Annotated in this window: 23 protein-coding genes; 10 read left to right on the top strand and 13 right to left on the bottom strand. The window is 65.7% G+C overall.

Features of this window, described 5'->3' with window-relative positions; all coding sequences use genetic code 11:
• Nucleotides 1–68 precede the first annotated feature (68 nt).
• The gene (locus L1892_RS17565; RefSeq protein ID WP_235724935.1) at nt 69–422 is read left to right on the top strand and encodes a type II toxin-antitoxin system RelB family anti-toxin; all 354 of its coding nucleotides are present in this window, start codon (nt 69–71) and stop codon (nt 420–422) included.
• 93 nt (nt 423–515) lie between these two features.
• Nucleotides 516–1,409, top strand: a complete 894-nt coding sequence (locus L1892_RS17560) for a PDDEXK-like endonuclease domain-containing protein (protein ID WP_235724934.1) — start codon at nt 516–518, stop codon at nt 1,407–1,409.
• A 106-nt stretch (nt 1,410–1,515) separates the two neighbouring features.
• On the opposite strand, the gene L1892_RS17555 is transcribed toward L1892_RS17560, so the two are convergent.
• Complete coding sequence (locus L1892_RS17555) at nt 1,516–4,947, bottom strand: DEAD/DEAH box helicase (protein ID WP_235724933.1); 3,432 nt, start codon at nt 4,945–4,947, stop codon at nt 1,516–1,518.
• Nucleotides 4,948–5,255: 308 nt separating this feature from the next.
• Here L1892_RS17555 and L1892_RS17550 point away from each other — a divergent pair, with 308 nt between their 5' ends.
• The 3 genes from L1892_RS17550 to L1892_RS17540 all read left to right on the top strand — a co-directional run bounded on the left by L1892_RS17550 (nt 5,256) and on the right by L1892_RS17540 (nt 7,051).
• Nucleotides 5,256–6,377, top strand: a complete 1,122-nt coding sequence (locus tag L1892_RS17550) for a bile salt hydrolase (RefSeq protein ID WP_235724932.1) — start codon at nt 5,256–5,258, stop codon at nt 6,375–6,377.
• A 120-nt stretch (nt 6,378–6,497) separates the two neighbouring features.
• The gene (locus L1892_RS17545) at nt 6,498–6,773 is read left to right on the top strand and encodes a type II toxin-antitoxin system Phd/YefM family antitoxin (RefSeq protein ID WP_235724931.1); all 276 of its coding nucleotides are present in this window, start codon (nt 6,498–6,500) and stop codon (nt 6,771–6,773) included.
• A complete protein-coding gene (locus L1892_RS17540; RefSeq protein WP_235724930.1) occupies nt 6,770–7,051 on the top strand; it encodes a type II toxin-antitoxin system RelE family toxin in 282 nt (93 codons plus the stop codon). Before L1892_RS17545 ends, L1892_RS17540 begins: the two co-directional genes overlap by 4 nt.
• 50 nt (nt 7,052–7,101) lie before the next feature.
• Here L1892_RS17540 and L1892_RS17535 read toward each other — a convergent pair whose 3' ends face one another.
• The 7 genes from L1892_RS17535 to L1892_RS17505 all read right to left on the bottom strand — a co-directional run bounded on the left by L1892_RS17535 (nt 7,102) and on the right by L1892_RS17505 (nt 12,340).
• Nucleotides 7,102–8,103: a zinc-binding metallopeptidase family protein gene (locus tag L1892_RS17535; RefSeq protein ID WP_235724929.1), complete on the bottom strand. Its 1,002-nt coding sequence runs from the start codon at nt 8,101–8,103 to the stop codon at nt 7,102–7,104.
• Nucleotides 8,104–8,232: 129 nt separating this feature from the next.
• A complete protein-coding gene (locus L1892_RS17530) occupies nt 8,233–8,733 on the bottom strand; it encodes a hemerythrin domain-containing protein (RefSeq protein ID WP_235724928.1) in 501 nt (166 codons plus the stop codon).
• Nucleotides 8,734–8,919: 186 nt separating this feature from the next.
• The gene (gene menE, locus L1892_RS17525; RefSeq protein ID WP_235724959.1) at nt 8,920–10,077 is read right to left on the bottom strand and encodes an o-succinylbenzoate--CoA ligase; all 1,158 of its coding nucleotides are present in this window, start codon (nt 10,075–10,077) and stop codon (nt 8,920–8,922) included.
• The gene (locus L1892_RS17520; RefSeq protein ID WP_235724927.1) at nt 10,074–10,424 is read right to left on the bottom strand and encodes a DUF3349 domain-containing protein; all 351 of its coding nucleotides are present in this window, start codon (nt 10,422–10,424) and stop codon (nt 10,074–10,076) included. Before L1892_RS17520 ends, menE begins: the two co-directional genes overlap by 4 nt.
• A 19-nt stretch (nt 10,425–10,443) precedes the next feature.
• The gene (locus L1892_RS17515; protein ID WP_235724926.1) at nt 10,444–10,752 is read right to left on the bottom strand and encodes a DUF3349 domain-containing protein; all 309 of its coding nucleotides are present in this window, start codon (nt 10,750–10,752) and stop codon (nt 10,444–10,446) included.
• A 36-nt stretch (nt 10,753–10,788) separates the two neighbouring features.
• On the bottom strand, nt 10,789–11,070 hold the full coding sequence (locus L1892_RS17510; protein ID WP_235724925.1) for a hypothetical protein: 282 nt from the start codon (nt 11,068–11,070) through the stop codon (nt 10,789–10,791).
• A 34-nt stretch (nt 11,071–11,104) separates the two neighbouring features.
• Nucleotides 11,105–12,340, bottom strand: a complete 1,236-nt coding sequence (locus L1892_RS17505) for an inorganic phosphate transporter (RefSeq protein WP_235724924.1) — start codon at nt 12,338–12,340, stop codon at nt 11,105–11,107.
• 386 nt (nt 12,341–12,726) lie between these two features.
• Here L1892_RS17505 and L1892_RS17500 point away from each other — a divergent pair, with 386 nt between their 5' ends.
• Nucleotides 12,727–13,791: an LLM class F420-dependent oxidoreductase gene (locus L1892_RS17500; RefSeq protein ID WP_235724923.1), complete on the top strand. Its 1,065-nt coding sequence runs from the start codon at nt 12,727–12,729 to the stop codon at nt 13,789–13,791.
• On the opposite strand, the gene L1892_RS17495 is transcribed toward L1892_RS17500, so the two are convergent.
• Entirely contained in the window at nt 13,792–15,951 is a 2,160-nt protein-coding gene (locus L1892_RS17495) for an Rv1355c family protein (protein ID WP_372475174.1), read from the bottom strand.
• A 138-nt stretch (nt 15,952–16,089) separates the two neighbouring features.
• On the opposite strand from L1892_RS17495, the gene L1892_RS17490 reads away from it, so the two are divergent.
• Nucleotides 16,090–16,815 (top strand): hypothetical protein, encoded by a 726-nt coding sequence (locus tag L1892_RS17490; protein WP_235724922.1) that lies wholly within the window; start codon nt 16,090–16,092, stop codon nt 16,813–16,815.
• On the opposite strand, the gene L1892_RS17485 is transcribed toward L1892_RS17490, so the two are convergent.
• Nucleotides 16,794–17,963, bottom strand: coding sequence for a GGDEF domain-containing protein (locus L1892_RS17485; protein ID WP_235724921.1), 1,170 nt, complete (start codon nt 17,961–17,963; stop codon nt 16,794–16,796). The two genes, L1892_RS17490 and L1892_RS17485, sit on opposite strands and share 22 nt — an antisense overlap.
• A 287-nt stretch (nt 17,964–18,250) precedes the next feature.
• Here L1892_RS17485 and L1892_RS17480 point away from each other — a divergent pair, with 287 nt between their 5' ends.
• The 3 genes from L1892_RS17480 to L1892_RS17470 all read left to right on the top strand — a co-directional run bounded on the left by L1892_RS17480 (nt 18,251) and on the right by L1892_RS17470 (nt 21,703).
• Nucleotides 18,251–19,468 (top strand): EAL domain-containing protein, encoded by a 1,218-nt coding sequence (locus L1892_RS17480; protein ID WP_235724920.1) that lies wholly within the window; start codon nt 18,251–18,253, stop codon nt 19,466–19,468.
• A 145-nt stretch (nt 19,469–19,613) separates the two neighbouring features.
• Nucleotides 19,614–20,711, top strand: coding sequence for a GGDEF domain-containing protein (locus tag L1892_RS24920; protein WP_235724919.1), 1,098 nt, complete (start codon nt 19,614–19,616; stop codon nt 20,709–20,711).
• Nucleotides 20,712–20,731: 20 nt separating this feature from the next.
• Nucleotides 20,732–21,703, top strand: coding sequence for a 1,4-dihydroxy-2-naphthoyl-CoA synthase (locus L1892_RS17470; protein WP_235724918.1), 972 nt, complete (start codon nt 20,732–20,734; stop codon nt 21,701–21,703).
• A 93-nt stretch (nt 21,704–21,796) separates the two neighbouring features.
• On the opposite strand, the gene L1892_RS17465 is transcribed toward L1892_RS17470, so the two are convergent.
• From L1892_RS17465 to L1892_RS17455, 3 genes are all read right to left on the bottom strand, one after another.
• Nucleotides 21,797–22,975: a GGDEF domain-containing phosphodiesterase gene (locus L1892_RS17465; RefSeq protein ID WP_235724917.1), complete on the bottom strand. Its 1,179-nt coding sequence runs from the start codon at nt 22,973–22,975 to the stop codon at nt 21,797–21,799.
• A 239-nt stretch (nt 22,976–23,214) separates the two neighbouring features.
• Complete coding sequence (locus L1892_RS17460; RefSeq protein WP_235724916.1) at nt 23,215–24,111, bottom strand: LysR family transcriptional regulator; 897 nt, start codon at nt 24,109–24,111, stop codon at nt 23,215–23,217.
• 74 nt (nt 24,112–24,185) lie between these two features.
• Complete coding sequence (locus tag L1892_RS17455; protein ID WP_235724957.1) at nt 24,186–24,671, bottom strand: LysR family transcriptional regulator; 486 nt, start codon at nt 24,669–24,671, stop codon at nt 24,186–24,188.
• Between the last annotated feature and the right edge of the window lie 123 nt (nt 24,672–24,794).

Raw genomic sequence — 24,794 nt, 5'->3', positions numbered from 1 at the left:
GGACCGCGCGCCGATGCTGCGATCGAGGCGTGGAAACAGCAGACCGAGACTGAGAGAGATGAGGGCTGATGAGTGAGGAGAAGCAGGTCACGTTCCGTCGTGGCAATCAGCGGATCGCGCAGCTGTTGGCGGACCCGGATACCGCGGCGCGGGTCGAGACGATCCGCGCGGAGATGGCCCAGGCGGACCGCGCGCACGCGATGGGGTTGGCGGCGATCCGCCGCGCTGCACAGCTGACCCAGACCGAGCTGGCCCAGCGGATGGGTATCAAACAGGCCGCGGTGTCGGGGTTGGAGGCACGTGAGGACCTGATGCTGTCGACTCTGGCCAACTACCTGGCCGCCGCCGGCGCCACCGACGTCACCATCACTGCACGTCTGGGGGAGCGCACTATCGAGGTCGCGTTGCCTCCCGGATCCTGAGCCCAGTGCCGACTGAGGTGAACGTCGCGGAAAGCAGCACGTTCGCCTCACTCGGCTCCGGGGCGGAATCAGGTGGAACCGGATGGCTCTCCGATGCGTCTGAATCGCATGGGGATACCACCGGAACTTCGGAAGCTGGCACTCGAGCGCGACGGCATCATCACCGCTGCGCAGGCGCGTGAGCACAAGGTGAGTCGCGGGATGGTCGCGCGAAGGATCGCGGCCGGCGACTGGGTGGATGAGGGGCACCGGATCTACCGGCTCGTCGACCATCCGGCCACCGCGCGCACCCGAACGCGAATCGCCACGCTGTCGGTCTCGCCGAGTGCCGTACTCGGTGGCGTGATGGCCGCCTGGTGGCATGGCGTCATCAGCAAGCGCCCGACGTCGGCGACGGTGACAGCGCCGACGGGGTGGCACGGGTCGTCGGTCGCCGGGGTCACCGTGGTGCGGCGTCCGCTGCTCGACGTCGACGTCGTGGAGCGAGACGGGTTGCGGGTCACAGCACTTCCGCTGACGGTACTCGAGGCGGCGGTCGAGGGCGGCATGGACGTGGTCGATCGGGCGCTACAGAAGCATCTGGTGACCGTCGACGACATGATGTCCACCTACCAGCGGCACGCGACCGGCAAAAACGCCGCGCAGATGGCCCGCATTCTCGAACTACTCGGCCCCAATGCTCACTCCGAAGCGGAACGGTTGGCGGTCGCCGTGTTCACCGAGCACGAGATCGTCGGCTGGGAAGCGAATTACCAAGCGGCAGGATACGAACTCGACTTCGCGTTCCCGGCACAGAAGGTGGCGGTCGAGATCGACGGAATGGCCTACCACTCCGATTCCGATGCCTTTCAGCGCGACCGCCGACGACGCAACGCACTGATCAACGCTGGCTGGACGGTGCTGAACTTCACCTGGTCGGACCTGCTGGAGCGGCCGGGTTACGTTGCCGCGCAGATCCGGTACGCACTTTCTCACGCGGCGGCGTGAGTGGTTGTGCTGAGTGAGGTGAACGTTCCGGTTTCCAGCACGTTCACCTCAGTCGAACAGCGCCACAGCGGTCGAGTGAGTAGAACGTCACGGAAACCGCGACGTTCTACTCACTCCGCTGGGCCACGCGCGTGGTGTGGTCCTCTGCCACCCCGGCATGCTCGATGTCGGTCCGTGTGGTCGATCGGCGGGCGCTGGTCGGCGGCTCACCCGAACCCGGGGTGAACTCGGCCAGCCATCCGAAGAGCGGGCGGGCCGGGGCCGAGGGTTTCGCCGGGATCAGGTCGAGCGAGCCCGTGATCGGTGGAAGCTTCTCGGGGAACAGCGGTTTGCTGATGACGTGGCCGTCGTCGAGGGGTGTGGCTGTTCGCCATCCACCACCAATGTGGACCAACGCGACCAGGTGCCCATGATCGGTCACCGCGGCACCCACTTCGATGTCGAGAGTTGCGGCAAGCGCGAGGAGGACGCATTCGAACTCGCGAGGTGTCGCGCGACCGGCCTTCAGGACAGCCGCGGCCGGGCGGGGAGCGTCGGCGGCCGACGCGTCGATGCGCAGCAGCTCCTCCAGGCCGGCCCGAAGGTTGATGACGCGGGTTTCGTCGTCGGCGTCACCGCTCAATGCCTCGGCGATCGACAGCAACTGCGGTTCCGGGATGGTCTGCGGCAACAGATCAGACAGCAGGAGTCTGCGTTTGCCCTGAGCCGTGCCGCGACGACGACCCGGTGAGGTGACCACCGAAGTCGGCGGCGACAACCGGGCGATCAGCTCGCGGGCGTCGTCGAGGGCCGACGACGCATCGACGTCACCGGTCTCCGGCAGGTCGACGACGGCGTTCTGATAGGCGACATCACCGCGACGCGAGAACAGGATCACGTCGGCGGCGAGCACGGTGGCTCGGCTGGTGTGCGGCACCGGCAGTTCGACGTTCCGCGGAACGGTGTGGGTGCGCACCGTGGCGCGGGCCGCCCCGTCGTTGCCGACAACCACAAGGGTGGAATCGGGTGGGGAGGCGTCGAGCGGGAGGTCGGTGCGGTCGGAGGGTCCGAGCGCCAGATGTGCCCGACTCCCGACGAGGTTGTCGAAGTCGTTGCGGGGGAGTTCGACTCCGCGGGGTGGTGAGTTGATCCCGTTCGGGTCGGTGAAGTCGGCGCTTCGGGCTCGGTGCCACAGCAGTGGCACCCGCTTGCGCCGGGCGTCGTCGTCTTGGAGCTGTTCGAGGAACCACAGCAGCCGCCCACTGCCGCGCTGCGGATGAGGTGTGAGGTGCCACCAGGTCAGCCGGCGGGCGAGGTCGCCGGCCACCACCGGCTGCCACGAGCCGATGCCGATATGGCCCAGTGCGGCGATCCAGCCGAGGTAGCGCGGCAGCGCGTCGATGGCGCGGATGAGTTCCGAGCGTGACATCGCACCGGACACCCGCAGGCGATCCGGGCTGTTCAACGCCGCCACGGCGGCGGCCGCGCAGAACTGGCTACCGAACTCGATGTCGAGCCGACGGTTCAACGTCGGGGCCGTCGCCAGGGTGTCGTCGACCCATTGCCCGTACGGTTTGGGATTGACCGGCCAATCACGCAGTGCCGGGACACTGTTCGCGATTGCCGCGAGGATGAGCTGTTCGGCTTCGGTGGCGTCGGTGGGGGTGGGCAGTGCGGCGAGGCGGGAGTGTAGGTTGCTCGCGGCGTCGACCCCCACCATCAGGCGGGTGGTGAGCGCGCCCAGATCGGTCACGGTGAGGGTGTCGTCGGCGTCGGTGACCAACCGGTGGGTGACGAGGTGGTCGAGCACGCCCTTGAGGTCGCGGCGTTTGCTGTTCTGGGCGTAGGCAAAGGTGCCCTCGTACCAGAGTTGCGCGTCGGCGCGACGGGTGATGCTGCCGAGCAGGATCTCGGCGAGCACGGCGTCGGCGAGTTTGTCGTTGAGTCGGCTGTCCACCCGATAGCCGGCGACAAGTCTGCTGCGCCAGGCGAGTTCCTCGCTGTGCGGCACCATGATGAATCCGAAGCCCTCGGCTTCGTGTCCGGCGCGCCCTGCGCGGCCGAGCATCTGCTGGGCCTGACTGGTCTCGAGCTCGTTGATGCCGAGCGTCAGGTCGCGGATGATGACCGTGCGGGCCGGCGTGTTCACCCCCGTCGACAAGCCTGAGGTCGCAACCAGCGTGTCGATCTGGCGCGCGTTGAAGGCGGCCAGCGCCCGTTGGGCTTTCGGTGCGTCCCGGAAGTGGATGCCGACACCTTTGGCGAAGGCCTGCTCCACCAGGGTGTCGTCGTCGACGCCGCGGTAGCGCACGCCGGCCAGTTGGCCCGCGGTGCGTCGGACCGCGTTCTTGCTGCCGCAGAAGATCAGCACGCTGCCCGATGTACCTGCGTCGTCTTCGGACAGCTCATGCACCAGGTCGGTTAGGGCCTCGTCCTTGGCGTCCTCGTCGGCCCACGGTTTGCCCGAGGGCGAGTCGTAGGCGGCGAACTGCGTGATGAGGCGAGTGGGTCGCCACTCCACCGTGATCAGTTGGGCGTTGAACCACGCCGCCAGTTCTTCGGCATTGCCCGCCGTGGCCGACAGCGCGACGATCCGCGTCCGGTCGGCCGACGCCCGCAGACGTGCGAGCAGTGACTCCAGGGTGGCGCCGCGCTCATGATCGCCCACCAGGTGCACCTCATCGACGATCAGGCAGCCGACGCTGTCCAGGAACGATCGCAACGACGAACGGCGATAAAGGGATTCGAATTTCTCGGTGGTTGCCACCCACAGTTGCGCGGTGCGGATGCGGTCGCTGGACATGTTGGTCTCGCCGGTCAGCTCGATCGACGCGATGCCGTGCTCGCGCCATCGGGCAGCGGTTGCGGCCACCTCGGCGGCCAGGGCCCGCGCCGGCAACAGCCACACCGCCGGCCGGTTCTCCAACAGGATCGACCGCAGCGCGGCCACCTCGCCGATCAACGTCTTGCCCGAACTCGTCGGTGCCACCACCATCACATGCCCAGAGGTGTTCAGCACCGCGGGAACAGATTTCGACTGCAGCGGATTGAGCTGATCGAATCGATCCAGGTAAGGCCGCAGTGGCGGGGGAATCAGGTCGGCGGTGGGAGTCCAGGTCTCCTCGCCGTCGGTGACCCGGTCCTGGCCGTCGCGCATCAGGTCGAAACCGGCGACGAACGCGTCGACCAGCCGCGACGCGGAGTGCACGGTCCCGGAGTTCTCGTCGGTCGCGAGCGCCGTGCGGGTGAAGTTCGTCGACGGGTTGAGGACGCGGTCGTCGGCGAGCACGACCTTCTCGTGCAGGTTGCGCACGGTCACCACCCGAACACCCACGTCACGTAGACGACGCACCGCGGCATCGTTGGACGCCTCGGGGCGGGTGAACACGATGACGTCGACGTGTCGTCGGTGCGCGGCGATCGTGTCGTCGAGCAGGGTGCCGGCCTGCGGCGAGGCATCCCACTGCGGGACCTTGATACACAGGCGATGCCGGGCTGCGCCGACGAAGGACCGGAGGGTGCGGTAGCTGACCAACAACGCCTCCTGAGTCGACTCCATGTCTTATTGAAGTGGGGGTGCGGGTGGGAATGCAAAAGTGGTGGTGGGTTGGAGGCGAGTGCGGTGAACGTCACGGTTTCCGGCACGTTCACCTCAGTCGGGTCGGGGTGGCAGCGGAATCGTGACGCACGCCGATATGCCGTGTTGTGACACGGGCAGTGGCTTTTTGTGCCGGATTGTGGGCGTTTCCCGGCAATCGCGGCATCGGTTCGCCGGGTGCTGCTTAGCTGGGCCCGGCGGACCGTGACATTCGGTCGGGTGTTCGCCGGCGGTACCGCTCGTTCGATCTCAAGGAGACGCTCTAGATTATGTGCACGCGCGTGATGTGGCCAGATGCCAACGGATCGGTCATCGTCGGCCGGAACATGGACTTCCACCAGGACCTGCACACCAACCTGTGGAAACTTCCCCGCGGCATCAAGCGCGACGATCGTGTCGCCGGAAAACTGCAGTGGACCGCGAAGTACGGGAGCCTCATCGCCGGCGTGTACGACCTGCTGTCCACCGACGGCCTCAACGAACGCGGACTGGGTGGCCACATCCTGTGGCTGGCGGAGTCGGACTACGGCACCCCCGACGACTCGAAACCGCAGCTGGCGATGTCGGTGTGGCTGCAGTATTACCTCGACAACTTCGAGACCGTCGCCGAAGCCGTGGCGTGGACGGAGTCGGCGCAGCCGCAGATCGTCCCGATCGCCGATCCGACGGGCCACAGCAATCCTGCTCTGCACCTCGCGATCGAGGACGCCAGTGGCGACTCTGCCATCTTCGAGTACATCGACGGCGAGCTGCAGATCTATCACAGCCGCGATCACCTGGTGATGACCAATTCGCCGAGCTACGACCAGCAACTCGAACTGGTCAAGAAGTACGAAGGGTTGGGCGGCGACGACCCGCTGCCCGGCACATGCCTGGCCACCGACCGCTTCGCCCGCGCGCTCTACTACGTCGGCGTGCAACCGGAGCCGACCTCACAGCTGCAGGCGACCGCGGCGATGATGAGCATCATTCGCAACTGCGCCCAGCCGTTCCGCAATCCCGAGCCCGGCAAACCCGATGCGTCGCAAACGCTCTGGCAGGTCGTGCTCGACCTGACCAACCTGCGCTACACCTTCGAATCCACCACCCGACCCAACACGGTGTGGGTCGACCTCAACGACCTCGACTTCTCCGAAGGGTCCGGCGAGACGAAGCTGGACCTGATCGGCAAGCTCGCGCTCGACGGTGGCATCGCCGGTGAGGTGCACAAGGACTTCGCCAAGCACCACAGGTTCCATATCGTCTCGATCGAGCAGGCCAAGCTCATCGGTGAGCTGGTGCAGAAGGCGAGCGCCGACATCAAGCACATCACGAAGCCGGTCGAGGAGTACGAGAACAAGATCCAGGATCTGGTCACCGAGAAGCTCGCGTCGTTCGTGAACGCGGAATAAGGCGTCGCGGCCGACTCCAGTGAGGTGAACGTGCCGGAAACCGGAACGTTCACCTCACTCGGGACGTCGGGTGGCGACTCGTGCCTCCTGTGAGGCCAGAAGTGTGGCTAAAATGAGGCGATGACGACTGTGCCGCTGGGCGAGGCCAAGGACAAGCTCTCCGCGCTCGTCGACAGCGCGGAGTCGACGCACGACATCATCACGATCACCAAGCACGGCAAGCCCGCTGCGGTGCTGATGTCGGCTGACGACCTCGAATCGCTGCACGAGACGATTCACTGGCTCTCACGGCGCGGAACGGCCGATGCGGTCGCCGGCGCCGATGACGAGCACGCAGCCGGGCACACCATCTCCCTCGACGACCTGCGCGCCGAGCACGGTCTTCCCCCACGATGAGCGATTCGACGCCGCAGCCGTTCGACGTCGCCATCGCCTCACCCGCCCGCCGTGCCCTTGCGCGCCTTCCCGGTCGCGTCGCGCACGCCGTCATCGAGTTCATCTCCGGCCCGCTCGCCGAGAATCCACGGCGGCTGAGCAAGCCACTACGCAATGAGCTCGAGGGTCTGCATAGTGCGCGTCGTGGCGATTATCGGATCCTTCTGCGCATCGACGATGACAATCGCTCCGTGCTGATCGTCGACATCGACCACCGCGCGCACGTGTATCGGACATGAGTCGTGAGGTGAACGTGCCGGAAACCGGAACGTTCACCTCACTCGGGACGTCAGCTCGACGGCATCAGATTGTGTACGAAGCGGATCTTGTCCAGTACCGCCGGCGGCAGCACGAACGGGTAGAGGTCCGGGTGGCCCATCGACCGGTTGATCTGATTGAGCGCCCAGGTCAGCGGCAGCCACCAGCCGATGAGCTGTTCGAACCCGACGTCGCCGGGCAGCACGCTGTCCAGGGTCGATCCGGCCGGCGCCATGGCGAAGGCGGCGGCGGTGTCGAGGGTGTCGCGGATGTGCAGATAGTGCGCGAAGGTCTCGGCGAAGTCCTCGGCCGGGTGCATCGTCGCGTATGACGACACGTAGGTCTGCGGCCAGCCGTCGGGGGCGCCCTCGGAGTAGTGGCGGTCGAGCGCCGCCTGGTAGTCGTCGTCGGGGTTGCCGAACAGTTCCTCGAACTTCGGGCGCACGTCGCCGGTGATGAGGACGAGCTGGTAGTAGTGCCCTATCTCGTGGCGGAAGTGGCCGAGCAGCGTGCGGTAGGGCTCCTCGAGCTGCACCCGCAGCTTCTCGCGGTGCACGTCGTCGCCCTCGGCGAGGTCGAGGGTGATCAAACCGTTGTCGTGGCCGGTGATCACCGACTGCTCGGCACTCGAGAGCAGGTCGAAGGCCAGGCCGGTCTGTGCATCCTCGTCGCGACCGGTGATGGGCAGTTTGAGTTCGTCGAGCTCCAGCACGAGCCGTCGTTTGGCGGTCTCGGCGCGGCCGTACTCGGCGCGGGCCTCGACGTCGGTCTCCGGCGGCAGCGTGCGGGTGAGGCGGCAGGACTCGCACAGGGTGGGGGTGCCGGACCACGCGACCAACCAGTTGCACTGTGCGACTTTGGTGTTCTCGCATCGCTCGACCAGCGTGCCGTCGATCTCGGTGCGCTCTTTCTCGTCGAGGTTGTAGATGGTTCGGGTCTCGAGCCAGAAACCCAGTGGTTTGCCGCAGTTGAGGCATTTGCTGTTCTCGAAGGACAGACGCTGACCACAGTTGTGGCAGGTGAAATCGCGCATGATGTGTCGTCGCTTTCTCGCGGCAGGGGACACGCACAGTTGTACCCGAGAAGGGGGGCTCTCAACCACTGGCGCGCAGTGAGGTGAACGTACCGGTTTTCGGCACGTTCACCTCACTGCTCCGCGCGCCTATTTGATGACGGCGTCGATCGTCTTCTTCAGCGCCGATGGCTGTGCCGGCGAGTGCGGCGCCTTCTTCTTCAGTTCGAGCATCTCCTCGCCGATCTGCTGGAGTTCCTTTCGGCCCAGCGCCTTGCGGACCTCGGGAAACCACTCAGATTCTTCCTCTTCGATGTGATGCTCGACGTTCTCGATGAGGACGGTGGTCTTGGCGTCGAAGCGCTCATCGTCAGGCTTCATGGTCATGAGCTCCATCACCAGCAGGTCCGCGACGTGATGCTCTTCGTAGGACTCGAGGATGTCGCCTTCGACGTCGGGGACGGCCTTGCGGACGGCCGGATACATCCCTTCGTTCTCGATGTACGTGTGCACGGTCAGCGCCTCGATGATCTTCGAGACGATGTCGCCTTTGGTCTTCGTCGCGTTCGGACCCGCCTTGCGGAAGTCGTTGAACAGTTTCTTGATCTGCTTGTGGTCGTCTTTCAGCAGAACGATGGCATCGGTCGACATCGGGTGGCTCCTCTGGCGGTGGTGAGCGGGGCTGGCAGCGGAATCGCGGGCACCTTTGCGTGCGAAACCGTTGCGAACCGAATGCCCGCGGCGGGGCGGAGCCAAACCGTCGGGTACTAACGAGCCGCTCACCGGCCGGCGTCGTGACCGAGTGAGGTGAACGTTCTGGTTTCCGGCACGTTCACCTCACTGGTCTGAGAACCGCGCCCGCAACGCCCGCCGGTCGACCTTCCCCGGACCACGGGTGGGGAGTTCGTCGAGCTCGATCACCTCGCGCGGTGCGGCGTAGCGGTCGAGTCGTTCGGCGACCGCGCCCCGGATCCTCGCTGAGTCGATGGTGCCGGCGGCGACGACGAAGGCGACCACCTTCTCGCCGAGCCGCTCATCGGGCAGGCCGACAACGGCGCATTCACGCACGGCCGGGTCGTCGAGGATGACGGCCTCCACCACCTGCGGCACCACGGTCAGGCCGCCGGTGCTGATCGCTTCGTCGGCGCGGCCGACGATGGCCAGTACGCCCTGATCGTCGACGCGGCCGAGGTCGTCGGTGCGAAACCAGCCCGGTTCGGCGAAGGCGGGATGGTCGGGTTTCTTGCGGTAGCCATGGGCGATAATCGGGCCGCCCAGAAGCACCCGGCCGACGCCGTCGGGGTTGGGGTCGTCGATGCGGATGGTCACGCCGTTCAGCGCAACGCCGTCGTAAACACATCCGCCGGCGGTCTCGCTCATGCCGTAGGTGCGCACGATGGGAATGCCGGCATCGATTGCCCTGTGCAGCAACGGGACCGGGGTGGCGGCCCCGCCCACGAGCAAGGCGTCGGCAGCGGCGAGGGCCGTGGTGGCGCGCGGGTTGTCGAGGACCTTGATCAGCTGGGTGGGTACGAGTGAGGTGTAGCGGCGCGGGCCGTCGAGGGCGTCGAGGGCGTCGGCGAAGGCGTTCGGGTCGAAGCCGTCGGTGACGTCGAGGACGGTGGGTGTGAAGCCGGCGGCCAAGCCGCGCAACAGGACCTGTAATCCGGCGATGTGGTGGGGGGCGAGTGCGAGCAGCCAGTTGCCGGGGCCGCCGAGGTGGGTGGCGGTGGCCTGCGCGGAGGCGGTGAGGGTGGCCGCGGTGTGCTGGGCGCCCTTGGGTGTGCCGGTGGTGCCCGACGTCGAGATCACCAGCGAGATGTCGTCGGCGATCGGGTCGTCGACGCCGAGAGCGTCACGCAGTGTGGCGGTGTCGAGCGGGTCGTCGGGGACCGGGACGTAGGCGGCCGAGCCGTCGAGGATTGTCGTGAGCTCGCCGCGACGGTCGAGAACGTCGGGTCGTGCCGGAAGGTGGAGGGAGCGGAGCGTTTTCAGGGCTGCTCACCGGGCTCATCGTCAGGAGCGGCGGGTGGGGTGAGCGGGGAGTCGTCGAAGGGCCAGCCGGAGGCCTCGAGATGATCGCGGACGCGGGCGATGTCGTCTTCGTGCGGCATCTCCTGGGTGATCTCGATGATTTTCACCGCGGCGTCGACCTTCGAGATCGGATCACCGTTGGCCGGGGCGTCGGTGATCAGTGCATCGGCGACCTGGGCCACCTCGTCGTCGGACAGTTGCCGGCGCAACAGCGCCACCAGCGGGATGTAGTCACCCTGCGGCACACCATCGGGGTAGCCGGCGCGCAGCCATTCGATGACGCGCTGCAGGAATTGTGGGCGGTCCACGAGGACAATTCTAGGGCGGTCAGCGGTCGCTGGTCGCGGCGAGCGGCCAGCCGGCGGCGGCCAGACGCGACGCCACTTGATTGATCTCTGCCTCCGAGGGCTTCTCGTCGATGACCGAGGTGATCGCCGCGGCGATGCGGTCCTCGGTGAGCGGGTCGCCGTCGCGGTCGCGGCCGAGCTCCAGCACCACGTCGGTCACCTGCCGCTCGTCGAGAACCCGCACCAGCAGCGCCAGCAACGGCGGGAACTCCGTGGGCGGGATGCCCTCGGGATAGCCCTGACGAACCCAATTGATGGCGGATTCGAACAGCGATGTGCCGTCGGACATGAGTGGTGGAACCTCCGGGTCGCGTCGATCAGGTCGTCACTTGTAGCCGAACGGGAAGATCTTGATGTCGAAGTAGTAGTAGATGGTCTGGCGGGTGATCCACAGCAGCGCGGTGGCGATGATGAGCAGGACCACCGCGAAGATCACGTAACCGGCCGCGCGTAGCGCCGGATTGCCCGGCGTCACAGTGCCGTCGGCGTTGGTCTCGGTGGCGCCTTCGGCGTGGAAGCGCAGACCGAAGGCGAACAGCGCGGGCAGCCCGGCGCCGAACAGCAGGCCGACAACCAGCACCTTGCCGATCGATTCGACGATGTCCATCGGGGAAGTCCTTTCAGAGGTGGCGTCGAGGCCGTCAGGCGATCGGGGTCTTTGCGGCGTCGGCCGCGGCCGTGTCCGCCGGGATGATCGAGTTGGTCGATTCGTCCCAGTCGGCGTTGACGTTGCTCGAGTCGACCTTGTTCTGCTGTGCGCGCCAGTACATGTAGGCCGATGCGGCGATCAGGAGCGCGAAGATGACGATGGCGCCGGTGACGTTGCCGAGCAGGTTGGCGATCAGGTAGCAGATCGCGCCGACGGCGCCGGCGGCCGGCAGGGTGGTGACCCAGGCGACGGCCATCCGTCCGGCGACCGCCCAGCGGACCTGCGCGCCTTTCTTGCCGACACCCGAACCGAGGATCGATCCGGTGGCGACCTGTGTGGTGGACAGGGCCATGCCGGCGGCGCTGGAGGTGAGGATGATCGCCGCCGACGACGCCTCGGCGGCCATGCCCTGCGGCGAGCTGATCTCCACCAGGCCCTTGCCCAGGGTGCGGATGATGCGCCAGCCGCCGAGGTAGGTGCCCAGCGCGATCATGCCGGCACAGCTGAACACGATCCAGAACGGCAGACCGTGCTCCACGCTGGAGGAGTCGAGGTGACCGGTGACGATCAGGGCCATCGCGATGACACCCATCGTCTTCTGCGCGTCGCCGGTGCCGTGTGCGAGCGACACCAGTGAGGCGCTGGCGATCTGGCCGTAGCGGAAACCTTCTTCCTTGCGGCTCTCGGCGATCCGCTTGGTGATGGCGAAGACCATCCACGTGCCGCAGGTGGCGACCAGGCAGGCGATCACCGGGGCGAGCAGACCGGGGACGATGATCTTGGCGAACACCCCGTGCCAGTTGATGCCGGACATGCCGATCGCGGCGATACCCGAACCGATGAGGCCGCCGAACAGGGCATGCGAAGAACTCGACGGCAGCCCGAACAGCCAGGTGAACAGATTCCACAGGATGCCGCCGATGAGGCCGGCGAAGATGATCAGCAGGCCCGTCGTCGGCGTGATGCCGCCGATGAGCTCGCCCGACCCGTCGCCGGAGGTCTGCTGGATGTTGAGCACATCCTTGGTGATGGTGGCGGCCACCTCCACCGAGAGGAAGGCGCCGACGAGGTTGAGGATCGCCGAGAGGCCCACGGCCACTTTCGGCTTGAGCGCGCCCGTGGCGATGGAGGTCGCCATGGCGTTTCCGGTGTCGTGGAATCCGTTGGTGAAGTCGAACCCGAGCGCGGTGATCACCAACAGCACCAAAATCAGCATTTCGCCGGTCATGGTGATAATTCTGTGGTTCGCGCGACGCGTCAGCCTAATGCCCGGGTGTCTGAAATGTCGGAATCGACGTGGGAGTTTCCGTAGTGGCGTCAGGTGTTCATGTTCTGTTCACCAAAGTGAGTGCGTTCGTCTATCGGTTGTGGCCCTTCGTGACACTCCTCGTTCCTCGGTCGTTCCTCAGGGGGCGGGTGGTTGGGTTCGGTGTTTGGGGAACGTGATCTCGATACGCCGCGGGCTCGCTGCGCTCGCTCGCGGCTACTCGATCACCGAGGGGAGGGCTCGCGTGGTGGTGGTTCGATCATCGAGGGCCACAACTGGCGCGGGAGACTCTAACGATCGTTCGCCCGGCTCTGTGATGCAGATGACTGCTGTGGAAGAATCCGACCATGACTGCTGCGATGAAGCTGGGAATGCCCATCAACTACGCGGGCGACTTCCGCGAGACCATCAACAATCTCGTCGACTACGAAGCGGTCGGCGTCGAGCGCATCACCGTCCCCGAGGCGTACAGCTTCGACGCGGTCAGCCAGCTCGGCTACATCGCCGCCAAGACCGAGAAGATGGAACTGCAGACCGGCATCCTGCCGATGTACTCGCGCACCCCCACCAACCTGGCGATGACCGCCGCCGGCATGGACTACATCAGCGGCGGCCGGTTCGTGCTCGGCATCGGGGCGTCGGGCCCACAGGTCATCGAGGGCTTCCACGGCGTCAAGTACGACTACCCGGTCGGCCGCGCCCGCGAGCACGCCGAGATCTGCCGGATGGTGTGGCGCCGCGACAAGACCGAGTACCAGGGCAAGCGCTACACACTGCCGCTCGATGAAGAGCACGGCGGATCGGGCCTGGGCAAGCCGCTGAAGATCATCAACCACCCGATCCGCGAGCGCATCCCGATGCTGCTGGCCGCGATCGGGCCCAAGAACACCGAGCTCGCCGCCGAGCTGTTCGAGGAGTTCCAGCCGATCCTGTTCCACCCCGAGCAGATCGACGCCGCCTTCGGTGAGTCGTTGCGCGCCGGCAAAGCCAAGCGCGACCCGTCGCTCGGCGAACTCGGCATCGTCGTGCAGGCCACCGCCCGCATCTCCGACGACCCGCAGGAGATCACCAACGCCAAGACGCTGGTGCGCCACCACGCCGCGCTCTACATCGGCGGCATGGGCGCCCGCGGCAAGAACTTCTACAACACCCTCGCCCAGCGCTACGGCTACGTCGAGGAGGCCAAACTCATCCAGGACCTCTACCTCGACGGCAAGAAGCAGGAAGCCGCCGAGGCGGTCCCGGACGATCTGGTCAACTCGATGTCGCTGATCGGGTCGCGCGCTGAGGTCGCCGAACGCGCCGACGCCTTCCGCGCCGCGGGGGTCACCTGTCTGCTGGCGTCACCCGTGGCGAGCACCCACAAGGAGCGCGTCGCCGACATGGAAGTGTTGCGGGGGATCTTCGGCTGATCAGCAGGTCGCCGGTCGCCCGGCCGGTTCGCGCCGGCTGGGCACCGGCGTCTCGTCGGTGCGGGACAGGCGCAGGACCAGCGTCGGCACCTCGCCCTCGCGCAGCGGCCAGGCCGTCAACATCGAACGGCGCAGCTCCACGAGTTCGTCGCCGTGCCGCGCCGACAATCCCCGCGCGGTCGCGTCATCGGTGGCATACAAGAATGTCGGGGTCACCGGATGCACCGCGAAGCCCAACGACTCGGCGGTCACCCACACCTGCTGGGTAATCTGACCGGCGTTCACATAGGCAGCGAGGTCGTCACTGTCCTGCACCACGATGACCAGCGCCGACGACGACATCACCCGGGCAGCGGCGTCGGCACCCAACGCCTCGCCGGCATCCCATTCGTCGAGCAGAGCCATCACGTCGGGGCGCGCGATCACGTCGAACATGCCCTGCATCGCCGGCGGCAGCGCCAGTGATTCGACGTCGATGCCAGTCGGGTCGCCGGGACGGTCGGTCAGTTCGGCGAACATCTCGCGATGCAGCTCGGGCGTCAGGAAACGGATGCGATCCGAGCGCGCCGCGATCGCTGCGTAGCGTTCGATGTCCGCCCGATCGGTGAGCACGATGGCCCGCGTGCGGTCGGTGTCGGCCGCGGCCGCCACTCGCTCGGCGTCGTCGCCCGACATCGGCGAACCGTCCCCGGGTCCGCGACGCGTGTGTCGGTCGAGCACCGCGGACAGATCGGTGACGGCGGGTGCGTCGTCGGCGGACGGCGAATCGTCGCCGTCCAGTGCGACCCGCACACCCAGCCGGTCACCTGCGCCGACGACCTGTGTCCGCGTCGACAGTCCGCGGCTCGCGGCGGCCACCCGGGCGTTGTAGGCCGCAGCCCCCACGGCCAGTGCCGACGCGCGGTGGTCGACATCGAGGATCGAGGTGCGGGTCGGGTCGAGCGCGATGGTCACCGATTGATCGTCGGCGTCGATCTGCCACGGCTGCTGGTTGCCCGCCGACGGCGCCCGCGATGCCGCGTAGCGAAGGAGTTCAGGCCCGGACATCGAGTCGACGTCCGGCGGGTCGGCAGCGATTGTCGGCGTCGGATCAGTCGGCGTCGGATCAGTCGACGGCGGTTGCGTGGCCGCGATCGGATCGGTGAGCCCGTCGAGCCACGCGTCGCGGTCGAACCGCACCCGGCCAGACGGCAGTGGCCTGCCCTGCACGAAGCGTCGAACTGCGGCAGCCACGGTGGCGCCGCCGAGCAGGACGTCGCCGCCCAGCTGCGGCCACGCCGTGACGGTCTGGCCGAGTTCCAGCGCCGAGGCCGCCATCGCCGCGGTCACCTTGGCCGGCTCCAGAACCTTGACCGCGAGCGGGGTCGTCGCCGCTCGATCCAGACCCACCAGGTCGGCCGCCCGCAGATCGCCGGCGAGACCGTGGAACAGGGGACGCTGCGGGTCGAGATCGAAGCGTTCCACGTCGAGCGTCCCGCCGTCGCTGGTCTCCATCAGCACCGGAATGCCGAGTTCGCGGCAGCGATCCCGCACCAGGACCTTCACGTCGAACGAGTCGCATTCCTCGATGACGAGGTCGAGGCCACCGATGAATTCATCAATATTTTCCGTCGATATTCCGTCGGTGAAACAAATTGTCCGAACATACGGATCAATCTCGGCAATTCGGCGAGCTGCGATCACCGCCTTATTGGTGTCGACGTCGATCACCGAACTCGGGACGCGATTCAGATTCGTCAATTCCAGCGCGTCGAAATCGGCCAGGCGCAATTCGCCGCCAAGACCTTCCAAAGCGAGGGTCATTGCGATGGAATGGCCGACACTCAAACCGACGATGCCGATCCGCAGGCTCGCGGCGCGGTCGAGGTCGCCCAGCGTCATCTTGTGACGGTTGCGGTCGAGTCGGAGTCGCCGATAGGTGTGCGGGCCGGGGATCCGGACCACGGTTTCACGCCACGGAAAGTGGGCATACCGTGGTGGTTCATCGGATAGATTCCTCAACGATCGTTGTAGCAGGCCGGCGAAGGCGGCCGCCGACGATTCGGTGATGTCCAGCACGGAAATGGTCGGGTCGGAGAGGAGGTCTGCGGGCACCGTGTCATCGGTGTAGATGGTCGCGACGGCGCCGTCGGGGTTCTGCATGGTCGTATCTTCGCTCACGCAACAATAGTTTGCCACGCTACCAATCCGGTAAATTCATGTCCTATGACCGCGCATACTGTGCAGTATGGCAAGCCTGCGAATCAGTTTCGCGCAGTCATTCGACTCAATGTGAACTGACGAAAGGTTGACCTGACCATGACTGCGATTCTCAACGACAACGAATTCTCCGCACCGGCTTCCGCTCGAACCGGTTTCTTCCGCTGCCCCGACTACGCCCTGGTGACCGCCACCCCGCGCGCCGAACGTCGACTGTGGGAACGGTATCTGCGCGGAGCGGCGCAGGCTTATACCCGGCACGGGTGTGCCGCGGCGCTGGACTACGACCTGGTGGCCGACGGTGCGAGTACGGCGCGATTCTTCGCCGTTCTCAGCAACGAACGCAAGGTGATCGGTGGGCTACGCGTGCAGCATCGCTTCGAGCATGCGGCTCAGTCGCATGCCTTGGAGGAGTGGGCAGGGCAGCCCGGCCGGCGGCCGCTGGTGGACGCGATCGAGGCCCGGCTCGACGAGGGGGTGGTGGAGGTGAAGACCGCGTGGGTCGACGAACGCTCGCCGATCGCCCGCGACGTCGCCGGCCAGCTGTCGCGGCTCGGTCTGCCGATCATGGAACTCGCCGGAGTCGGGCACATGATGGCCACCGCTGCCGATCACGTGCTGAAGCGATGGGAATCCGGTGGTGGCCGCGTCGACGAGTCCATCCCGCCGACCCCGTTCCCCGACGATCGCTACCGGACGCAGCTGATGTGGTGGGACCGGGCGCGACTGACGGAATTCACCACGCCCGAGACGTGGACGCGTATGCGCGCCGAGGCCGATGCCCTATGGACGTCGGATCTGTCTCAATTGCGTTCGGCGGCTTGATTGTTCGGGCCCAGCTCGCGTGTGAAGAGTTCCAGGACGGTGTACTGCAAAGCGGCGTCCGCCCGCTTGTCCGCCTCCCGCTCAGCCGGTGGGCGGCGCCACAGCACCGGGTCCATCGGCTCGATGACGGAGCGGTCACGGCCCTGGGTCTTGGCCTGATAGACGCAATGGTCGGCGCGGTCGAGCATCGTGGCCACGACGTCGTCGGTGGATGCCGCGTGGGTCCGGACCGAAGCGATCAGTGGTGCGCAGACGCCACCGACACTTGCCGTCACCGGAGTGGCGTCGGAGACCGCGATCCGGAATCGGTCGGCGGCCACGCGGAGTTCGGCCTCGTCGCGAACCACGCAGAACACCAGGAACTCCTCGCCGCCGAAGCGGCAGACCACCGATCCGGAGGGTGCGACCTGCCGGATCTCGGCGGCGGTGGTGAGCAGGACGCCGTCGCCGGCGATGTGGCCGAGTCGATCGTTGACCCGTTTGAAGTGATCGAGGTCCATCAGCAGGATGCCGATCCATCCGGTCGAGACGTGCGCGGCCGACAGCAGGTGCGACACCCGGTTGAGGAATCCGCGGCGATTGAGCAGACCGGTCAGCGGGTCTATCGCGCTGAGCTGCGTCTGCCGTTCCAGCGTGGCCTCGAGTGAGCGACGCAGGGCGATCACCAGGAACACCGGCACGGCGATGGTGCCAATGACGGCGCCGGTGCCGATGATGAACGAGGCGGTCGTCGTGGCGATCAGCGCCAGCACCATGACCGCCCCCACGCAGGCCAACGACGACAATCCGAAGACCAGTGGAATCGACGGGGAGATCGCCGCGATGGTGGGGATCACCGCGACCAGCGCGAGGACCGCTGTCGCCGACGTCTTGTAGGACAGGATCAGGGCGGTGCCGCAGATGCCGATGATGCCCATCCCGCCGAGGACGGCGAACTCGGCGTCGGTGAGGTGGCTGCGCATCGCGGTCACCACGAAGACCGCCGCGATGAACGCCCAGATGACGAAGAGCAACACCATACCGCCGGGCCGAAGGGCGTCGGGTGCGAGCACCGCGACGATCGGCAGCGGCAACACGCCACCGGTACTGATGAGGGTGGCCAGCGAACGGGCGTCATAACGGTCGAGTAGTTGCTTGAAAAAGGTCACACTTCTGCTCCCCGGCGACCCCGACCGCACTTTTAGTCTGTGATGCTTTGTGAACGAAACGAATTCAATGATCGACCACGAATGGCTTCGAAACGAACAGGTCAGCGTTTTGAGACTAACGTAGGATGCCGCATCTGGCGACCGAGACAACAACAAAACCCTGATGTATTGAGCATCGAGTGCAATTCACCGCAGAAACGTGTTTGCGTTCAACTACTGAGCCCACGGCGACTCGGCTATGTCAAGAGGTCCGCGTGAAACGAACGTTGAGCACTTAGACTCGAGTGATGCACATGGGGGAGCCCCGCCGCAGAGGTCAAGCCGGTGCCTCGGAAGCGGCGGTCATCGCCTTCTGCGCAGATCCCTTCCACCGTGCCGCCACCGCGTACGGCCATCGGAGCTCGGCAACGATGGCCGAACGATTCGTCGAACGCGTGCTCAAGCCACTCAGTCCGACCAGTAGATTCGAGCGGCGCTCAGATCTGGAGTGGCTCATCAGCCTGTCGCCGATGGACGGCAACCCCGACGCGTTCGTCACGGCGTCGCGGGTTCGGTCGGGTGCCCACCCGGTGGAGGTGGACGGGCAGACCACGTTCCTCGATGTGTGCATGGGCGTGGCCGCACGAGACCAGCTGCCGGAGGTCACCGATCGCGTCAACCTGGTCCAGTGCGCGGATGCCGCGTTGTGTTTGGCCCTCATCCGGCAGCACCATGTGGTCTTCGCCGACGCCGAGACCTTGCCGCTGGTGCGTGAGCACGTGGCGATCGGCAACCGGCTGGCGGAGGCGAAACCGGAGGACTTCCGTCTGCACTACCAGGCGATCGTTCGGGCCGACGACCGCAGGCCGGTCGGGTTCGAGTCCCTGCTGCGGTGGTACGTCGACTCCGCGGTGCTGACCCCGCAGACCTTCCTGCCGGCGGCGCAGGCGACCTCATTGATCCTGCCGATCGGGCAGCACACGATCGAGACCGCGATCCGCACCTTGGCCGTCGAGATCACCTCGTCATTCGGGGACGACGCATTCGTCTCGATCAACCTGTCCGCGCAGCAACTCTGGGCCGACGACATCGTCAACCACATCGGCGAGCTGATTGCGGCCAACAGCGTGGCGCCACAGCGGGTGTGGATCGAGGTCCGTGAGGACGAGGTGATCCGGCTCGGCAGTGCTGCCGCCCGGGCCATCGAAGGGCTCGACGAACTGGGCTGCGCGATCTGCGTCGACGATCTCGGCGCCGGCTACTCGGCGCTGCGGTATGTGCGGGATCTGCCCGTCGACGTGGTCAAGGTGGATCGCAGTCTCATCTCCGGGGCGGTCGACGATACGTCAGATCGCGCCGTCGTCCAGGCCATCTGCGACATGGCGCGCGCGACCGGGATGACCACCCTCGCCGAGGGAGTCGAGACCGAAACGATGCTGTCGATGGTTGTTGGCCTGGGTTTCGACCTCGCGCAGGGTTATCTGTTCGGCAAACCGGAACCCGCGTCGTCGGTGTTCGACCTGTGACCCGTTAGCCTCCTCGCCGCCGGGGTGCGCCGACGTCGATTGCTGCGCACGGGTTACTGTGGCCACAACACCCGGGCGCTGACATGATCGAGGTCTCGCGCGACCGCCACAAGACATCTGTCTTGCAGGACGAAAGGGGGGCGCCGTGAGTCGTTTCGATCAGCGGACTCTGGCTGTCCTCGCCAGCGAGGTCGGTGCGATCCCGCTGTTGGCCGTCGCCTACATCTCGCCGGACTTCATCCGCCCCGGTCATCGGTGGTGCGTGGTGGCCATCGCCGTCTACACCGTCATCTCGATCGTGGTGACCGTGGCGGTGCGACCGTTGAATGACGCACAATTCGCGATCCTGAGTTTCGGCGGCATGGTCGGAATCGCGGCATCGGCAGCGGTGATCACCGACGATGGGCCGGCACATGCGGTGCTGGTCCTGCTCGCTGCCATCCCCGCGCTCGCGGCAATCGAGTCGCCGCCACGCACCGTGGTCACCTTTGTGCTGATCGCGGCGGGGTTGGCGTGCGCCGTGGTGGCCACCCGAGCGCATTCGTCGACGGCGATGTTCGTTGCCGGTGGGGCGGTGATCTTGGCGATCCTGGTGCCCACCTACCTGGTCACCACCTTGCGGAGGTCGCTGTCGCGAGCGCTCGAGGCGCAGGCTACGATCAGTGAAACCGACCCACTGACCGGCGTGCTCAACCGGCGCGGACTGGCCACGCGGTGGGAGCAGGCACTGAGGGACGCGGTCGAATCACGGTTGCCGATTGGCTTCATCGTGGCCGACATCGACCATTTCAAGATGGTCAACGACAGGTACGGGCATTCGGTGGGCGACGCTACGCTGGTCGCGGTGTCGCAGGCGCTGTCTGAGGCTGTCCCGCCGGGCGCGCTGGTCGCGCGGACCGGTGGGGAAGAGTTCGTGATCTTGCGCAGCGTCGCCGACGCGTCCGAGCTCCATCGGTTGTGCGACGAACTGCGGGTACATGTCGCGGCGAGTACCGAGGTCACGGTGAGTATCGGGGCGGTGTGTGCGGCGGTGTCGACCACGGTCGGTCGTCCGTTGGCGGTCACCCGCGACATGGTGGACGAACTCTTCGCGATCGCCGACCGGCAGCTCTACATCGTCAAGGGACAGGGACGCAACAGTGTGTCGGTGGCGAGCACCGGATTGCTGTCGGGACCGATTGTGAATGTGATGTCGAGTGGGTTGACGTCAGATCCGGATGGCGCCCCAGCCGCGCCAAACTAGCAGCGACTAACCTGGCCTGCATGCCCAACCCAGCCGCGAGCGCCGACGTTCATCAACCGTTCGACCAGGCCCAGTGGGAGCCGGTGGCAGGCTTCGACCGGCTTAGCGACATCACATATCACCGTCACGTCGGCGTCGGCCACCGGAACGGAATCGTGCGGATCGCCTTCAACCGCCCAGAGGTGCGCAACGCGTTCCGGCCGCACACCGTAGACGAGCTCTATCGGACCTTGGATCATGCACGCCGCACACCGGACGTCGGAACGGTGTTGCTCACCGGCAACGGTCCGAGTCCCAAGGACGGCGGCTGGGCATTTTGCAGCGGTGGCGATCAGCGCATCCGAGGTCGTTCTGGCTATCAGTATGCGACCTCGCACGACTCGGATGTGGTGGCCGCGGGAGCCGAGAGTGTCGACGAGGCGCGCGTCAAGGCTGAGGGTGGCCGGCTGCACATCCTTGAGGTGCAACGCCTTATCCGGACGATGCCGAAGGTGGTGATCGCGGTGGTCAACGGCTGGGCCGCGGGAGGCGGACACTCGCTGCATGCAGTGTGTGACCTGACCCTCGCGTCGCGCGAGCATGCCCGGTTCAAGCAGACGGATGCCGACGTCGGGTCCTTCGACGCCGGTTATGGCAGCGCCTACCTCGCCAAACAGGTCGGGCAAAAGTTTGCCAGAGAGATATTCTTCCTCGGCGACGACTACGACGCGGAGACGATGTACCAGATGGGCGCAGTCAACCGGGTCGTCACGCATGCGGACCTCGAGAATCTGGCGATCGAGTGGGGACGCAAGATCAACGGCAAATCGCCTACCGCGCAGCGGATGCTGAAGTTCGCGTTCAACCTCACAGACGATGGACTCATGGGGCAGCAGGTGTTCGCCGGCGAGGCCACACGGTTGGCGTACATGACCGATGAGGCTGTCGAGGGGCGGGATGCGTTTTTGCAGAAGCGCTCGCCTGACTGGGAAGCCTATCCGTACTACTACTGATGACTCGTTCGGCCTTGCCGCGCCGATATCGATGGTTCGCGCGGTCGATCCATGTCGGGTGATCGGCCGACGGCCGGGTATCGCTCGCGGCACTCACACGTGGGGCGACGGATGTCCGAACAGAAATCCCTGCGCGAATTCGAAACTCAGCTGCTGCAGTGCAGGAACCAACTCTTCGTCTTCCACGCCTTCAGCGACCATCATCGCTCCAGTTGCACGGGCAACGTCACAGATCGCACGCACCAGGGCACTGCTCGCGCCATCGCTGAGTAAGTTGTCGACGAGAGTCTTGTCGACCTTCAGGACATCGATCGGCAGGTCGCGCACATAACGCAGCGCTGAGAACCCCGCGCCGAGATCGTCCACGCAAATGATGCAACCCAGCTCATGCAACTGCTGAATTGCCAGAGCGGCCGGGGTCCCGATGTCGATCACCTCGTTCTCTCGAACCTCGATCCAGATCTGCTCGGGCCGCACACCGTGGTCGTGAATCCACGTCCCGATGTCAGCGGCGATCCCGCGATCGCGGAGCTGTTGGGTGGACAGATTGATGGAAACGAATGCGTCGGTACCGATCGCGGGCACGATCTTCGCCGACAACGTGCGGATCGCTTCGCCGATCACATGCCGCCCGATGGGCAGGATCAACGAAGTGTCTTCTGCCACGGCGAGGAACGCGTCAGGCGGCAACAGACCCGATTCGGTGTTCCACCGCAGCAATGACTCGTAGCCGACGATCCGTCGGCCAGGAAGGGTGACGATCGGCTGGTAGTGAAGCACGAAGTCGTTCTGAACTGAGCCGCTCAGGCGGGTGGCGATGTCGACGTCCGCGCGAATGCGGCGAGGTGTCCGTGGGTCGGCGAAGACCACGTTGCGGTGTTGGGTGAGAGCCGCCGACAACGCGGCGTCGGCGTGGCGGATCAGGTCATCTGACGTGGCTGCGTCGGGTAGGTCGGCACCGAAAGCGATGCCCATGTAGATGTCGAGAAAGTACGCCTCGTCGCCAAGCGACACGTGACGAGAACGGAGGTCGCTGCGTACCGCGTCGACAACGAGGGCAGGGCCGGCCTCGGTATGCAACAGGATCAACCATTCGTAGTCCGAACTCCGCTCGAACTCCGCTGTCGTATCCAACGGCCGCAGTACATGGTCGACGAAGCGTTGCGCGATCAATGCCGCCTGGGCGCGACCGAGGATGACCGCGGCACGGTGGTACGGGTCGGCAGCCACTGCGATCGCAGTTGTCGCGGCCAGTATTCCAGGTTCTGTCACCGGCGTCCCCGAGGAACAGGTGTGGATGGGGTGGTGCGTCATCTGCGGCCTCCGATGCACCGAGACGGAGGGTCGTTGGACGGGGCGCGGCGCGGCGCGACGAAGGTGGCAAGACCAGCGACGATAGGCTCACAACCCAATGTAGGGGTCGAGGACGCGGACCACAATCACGAATCCGCAGAACTATTGGCAGACTTCAGTTGTGTGTGCAGTCGCTGCAGTGCGGGCTGGGCGACATGTCATGGTTGCAGTGCTGTGAGGATGCTGGTCCGGATATCGGAGGTCGTATGTGGCAGCCACATGGCCTGCACCGGAACGGTGGGTGATTCGGTGAGCTCCAGAATCCGAATTCTGTTGTCGTACAGCCACCCTGATTCATTGGTCACGAAGACACACGCCTCCGGATGGGCGATGACGGCGGTGTGCGGTGGGGTACCCCGCAACCTGGACACCAGGATTCTGGGCTCGAAGCCGGCACCCTGGCAGATGGAGATCAGCATGCGAACGTATTCGCTGTCTTCTGCCGGATCGGCCACCGACACAACGATTTCGTGCGCAGCCAGGTCGGCCAGGCCAACCCGGGCATGGTGGGCCAGCGGATGGTTGCTTGCGACGGCCAGCCTCAATACGTGTCCGCCGGCGACTGTGCCCGCCAGGTCCTGTGGTGTCTGGATGCCGCGTCGTAATGCGAGGTCGATGGTTCCGTCGAGAAGTGCACCTCGGACCTGATCGGCGAATATCGGGCGCACCGTGATCGGGACGGACGGATCAGCCACCACCACGGGCTCGATGATCGTGAAGACCTCAGATGGCGCCAATTCCGGCGTGTGGCCGATGACAAAGGGCGGCAAGCGTTCCGCGCCGGCGGCTTGAACCATCGCGGTCAGCTGACTTCCGCCCGCCAGCAGGGCTGCTGCGCCCCGGTACAGGGTCTCCCCGGCCGGTGTCAGCGCGAGGCTGCGCCGGGTGCGGGAGAACAGGGCGACGCCGAGTAGTCGTTCGAGCTCCTTGATTGCCGACGACACCGCCTGCTGGGTCATGAACAACTTCTCGGCCGCAACGCGCAGGCTGGGGGCCTCGGCCACCGTCACGAACAATCGCAGGCGTCGCAGATCAAGATCATCGCGATTTTTCATCAACTTGTCCTTGTCGGTTGTTCACAACGCTGTGATTGTAGGTTGTTATTCCCACATTCGCGTTGGTGATGCGCCTACCGGAAATCGGAATGTACCTCGCAGACCGGAAGGCATGCTTCCCGATCGGCTTGAGGGACCATGACCACGTATCGCACCGCGAGCCATGGGTTGCCGACTGTTTGTCGGCTTCCGCTGCTCGGCCGCGACCGGGCGTGTTCTTTGGATGGCGAAGACCGGCCGGACCGTGATCGGAACCGAAGTTCTTCCAAGTCAACCGGTTCGATGATCGTGAAGACCTCCGACGGTGCGAGATTCGGCGTGTGACCGATACCGTAGGGGATGGGACTGTTGTCTGCCAGGAGCCCCACTCGTGCGGTCAGCTGGTCGCCATTGGCAAGAAGCGCTAGGGCGCCGCGGTACAGTGCTTCGCCGGCGGCTGTGAGTGTGAGACCTCGACACGAATGTGAGAACAGCTCGACACCGAGGTGGCACTCGAGGTCCTTGATCGCCGAGGACACTACTGTTCGGGTGATGAAGAGATCGTTGGCCGCGACTCGCATGCAGGGGGATTCGGCCATCGCGACGAACATGGGTAAGCGCCACAGGACTGGATCGTGTCGAGCTCCCTGAACGTCGTTCATCAAGAATGATCTGTCAATTGTCCAGGTTTGCGTGATTGTAGC

This window comes from Gordonia tangerina (genome assembly GCF_021556435.1).
GTDB lineage: Bacteria > Actinomycetota > Actinomycetes > Mycobacteriales > Mycobacteriaceae > Gordonia > Gordonia tangerina.
The sequence above is the reverse complement of the archived record's forward strand: the minus strand, read 5'-3'. Positions and strand labels throughout refer to the sequence as shown.

Excerpts from the sequence above, each read along its gene's own strand:
- L1892_RS17480 (WP_235724920.1), top strand. The coding sequence starts at position 18,251 with ATGCACATGGGGGAGCCCCGCCGCAGAGGTCAAGCCGGTGCCTCGGAA.
- L1892_RS17470 (WP_235724918.1), top strand. The coding sequence starts at position 20,732 with ATGCCCAACCCAGCCGCGAGCGCCGACGTTCATCAACCGTTCGACCAG.
- L1892_RS17560 (WP_235724934.1), top strand. The coding sequence starts at position 516 with ATGCGTCTGAATCGCATGGGGATACCACCGGAACTTCGGAAGCTGGCA.
- L1892_RS17490 (WP_235724922.1), top strand. The coding sequence starts at position 16,090 with ATGACTGCGATTCTCAACGACAACGAATTCTCCGCACCGGCTTCCGCT.
- L1892_RS17530 (WP_235724928.1), bottom strand. The coding sequence starts at position 8,733 with ATGTCGACCGATGCCATCGTTCTGCTGAAAGACGACCACAAGCAGATC.
- L1892_RS17460 (WP_235724916.1), bottom strand. The coding sequence starts at position 24,111 with ATGAAAAATCGCGATGATCTTGATCTGCGACGCCTGCGATTGTTCGTG.
- L1892_RS17565 (WP_235724935.1), top strand. The coding sequence starts at position 69 with ATGAGTGAGGAGAAGCAGGTCACGTTCCGTCGTGGCAATCAGCGGATC.
- L1892_RS17500 (WP_235724923.1), top strand. The coding sequence starts at position 12,727 with ATGACTGCTGCGATGAAGCTGGGAATGCCCATCAACTACGCGGGCGAC.
- L1892_RS17455 (WP_235724957.1), bottom strand. The coding sequence starts at position 24,671 with ATGCGAGTCGCGGCCAACGATCTCTTCATCACCCGAACAGTAGTGTCC.
- L1892_RS17545 (WP_235724931.1), top strand. The coding sequence starts at position 6,498 with ATGACGACTGTGCCGCTGGGCGAGGCCAAGGACAAGCTCTCCGCGCTC.
- L1892_RS17515 (WP_235724926.1), bottom strand. The coding sequence starts at position 10,752 with ATGTCCGACGGCACATCGCTGTTCGAATCCGCCATCAATTGGGTTCGT.
- L1892_RS17510 (WP_235724925.1), bottom strand. The coding sequence starts at position 11,070 with ATGGACATCGTCGAATCGATCGGCAAGGTGCTGGTTGTCGGCCTGCTG.
- L1892_RS17535 (WP_235724929.1), bottom strand. The coding sequence starts at position 8,103 with ATGCGCGATTTCACCTGCCACAACTGTGGTCAGCGTCTGTCCTTCGAG.
- L1892_RS17540 (WP_235724930.1), top strand. The coding sequence starts at position 6,770 with ATGAGCGATTCGACGCCGCAGCCGTTCGACGTCGCCATCGCCTCACCC.
- L1892_RS17505 (WP_235724924.1), bottom strand. The coding sequence starts at position 12,340 with ATGACCGGCGAAATGCTGATTTTGGTGCTGTTGGTGATCACCGCGCTC.
- L1892_RS17550 (WP_235724932.1), top strand. The coding sequence starts at position 5,256 with ATGTGCACGCGCGTGATGTGGCCAGATGCCAACGGATCGGTCATCGTC.
- L1892_RS17555 (WP_235724933.1), bottom strand. The coding sequence starts at position 4,947 with ATGGAGTCGACTCAGGAGGCGTTGTTGGTCAGCTACCGCACCCTCCGG.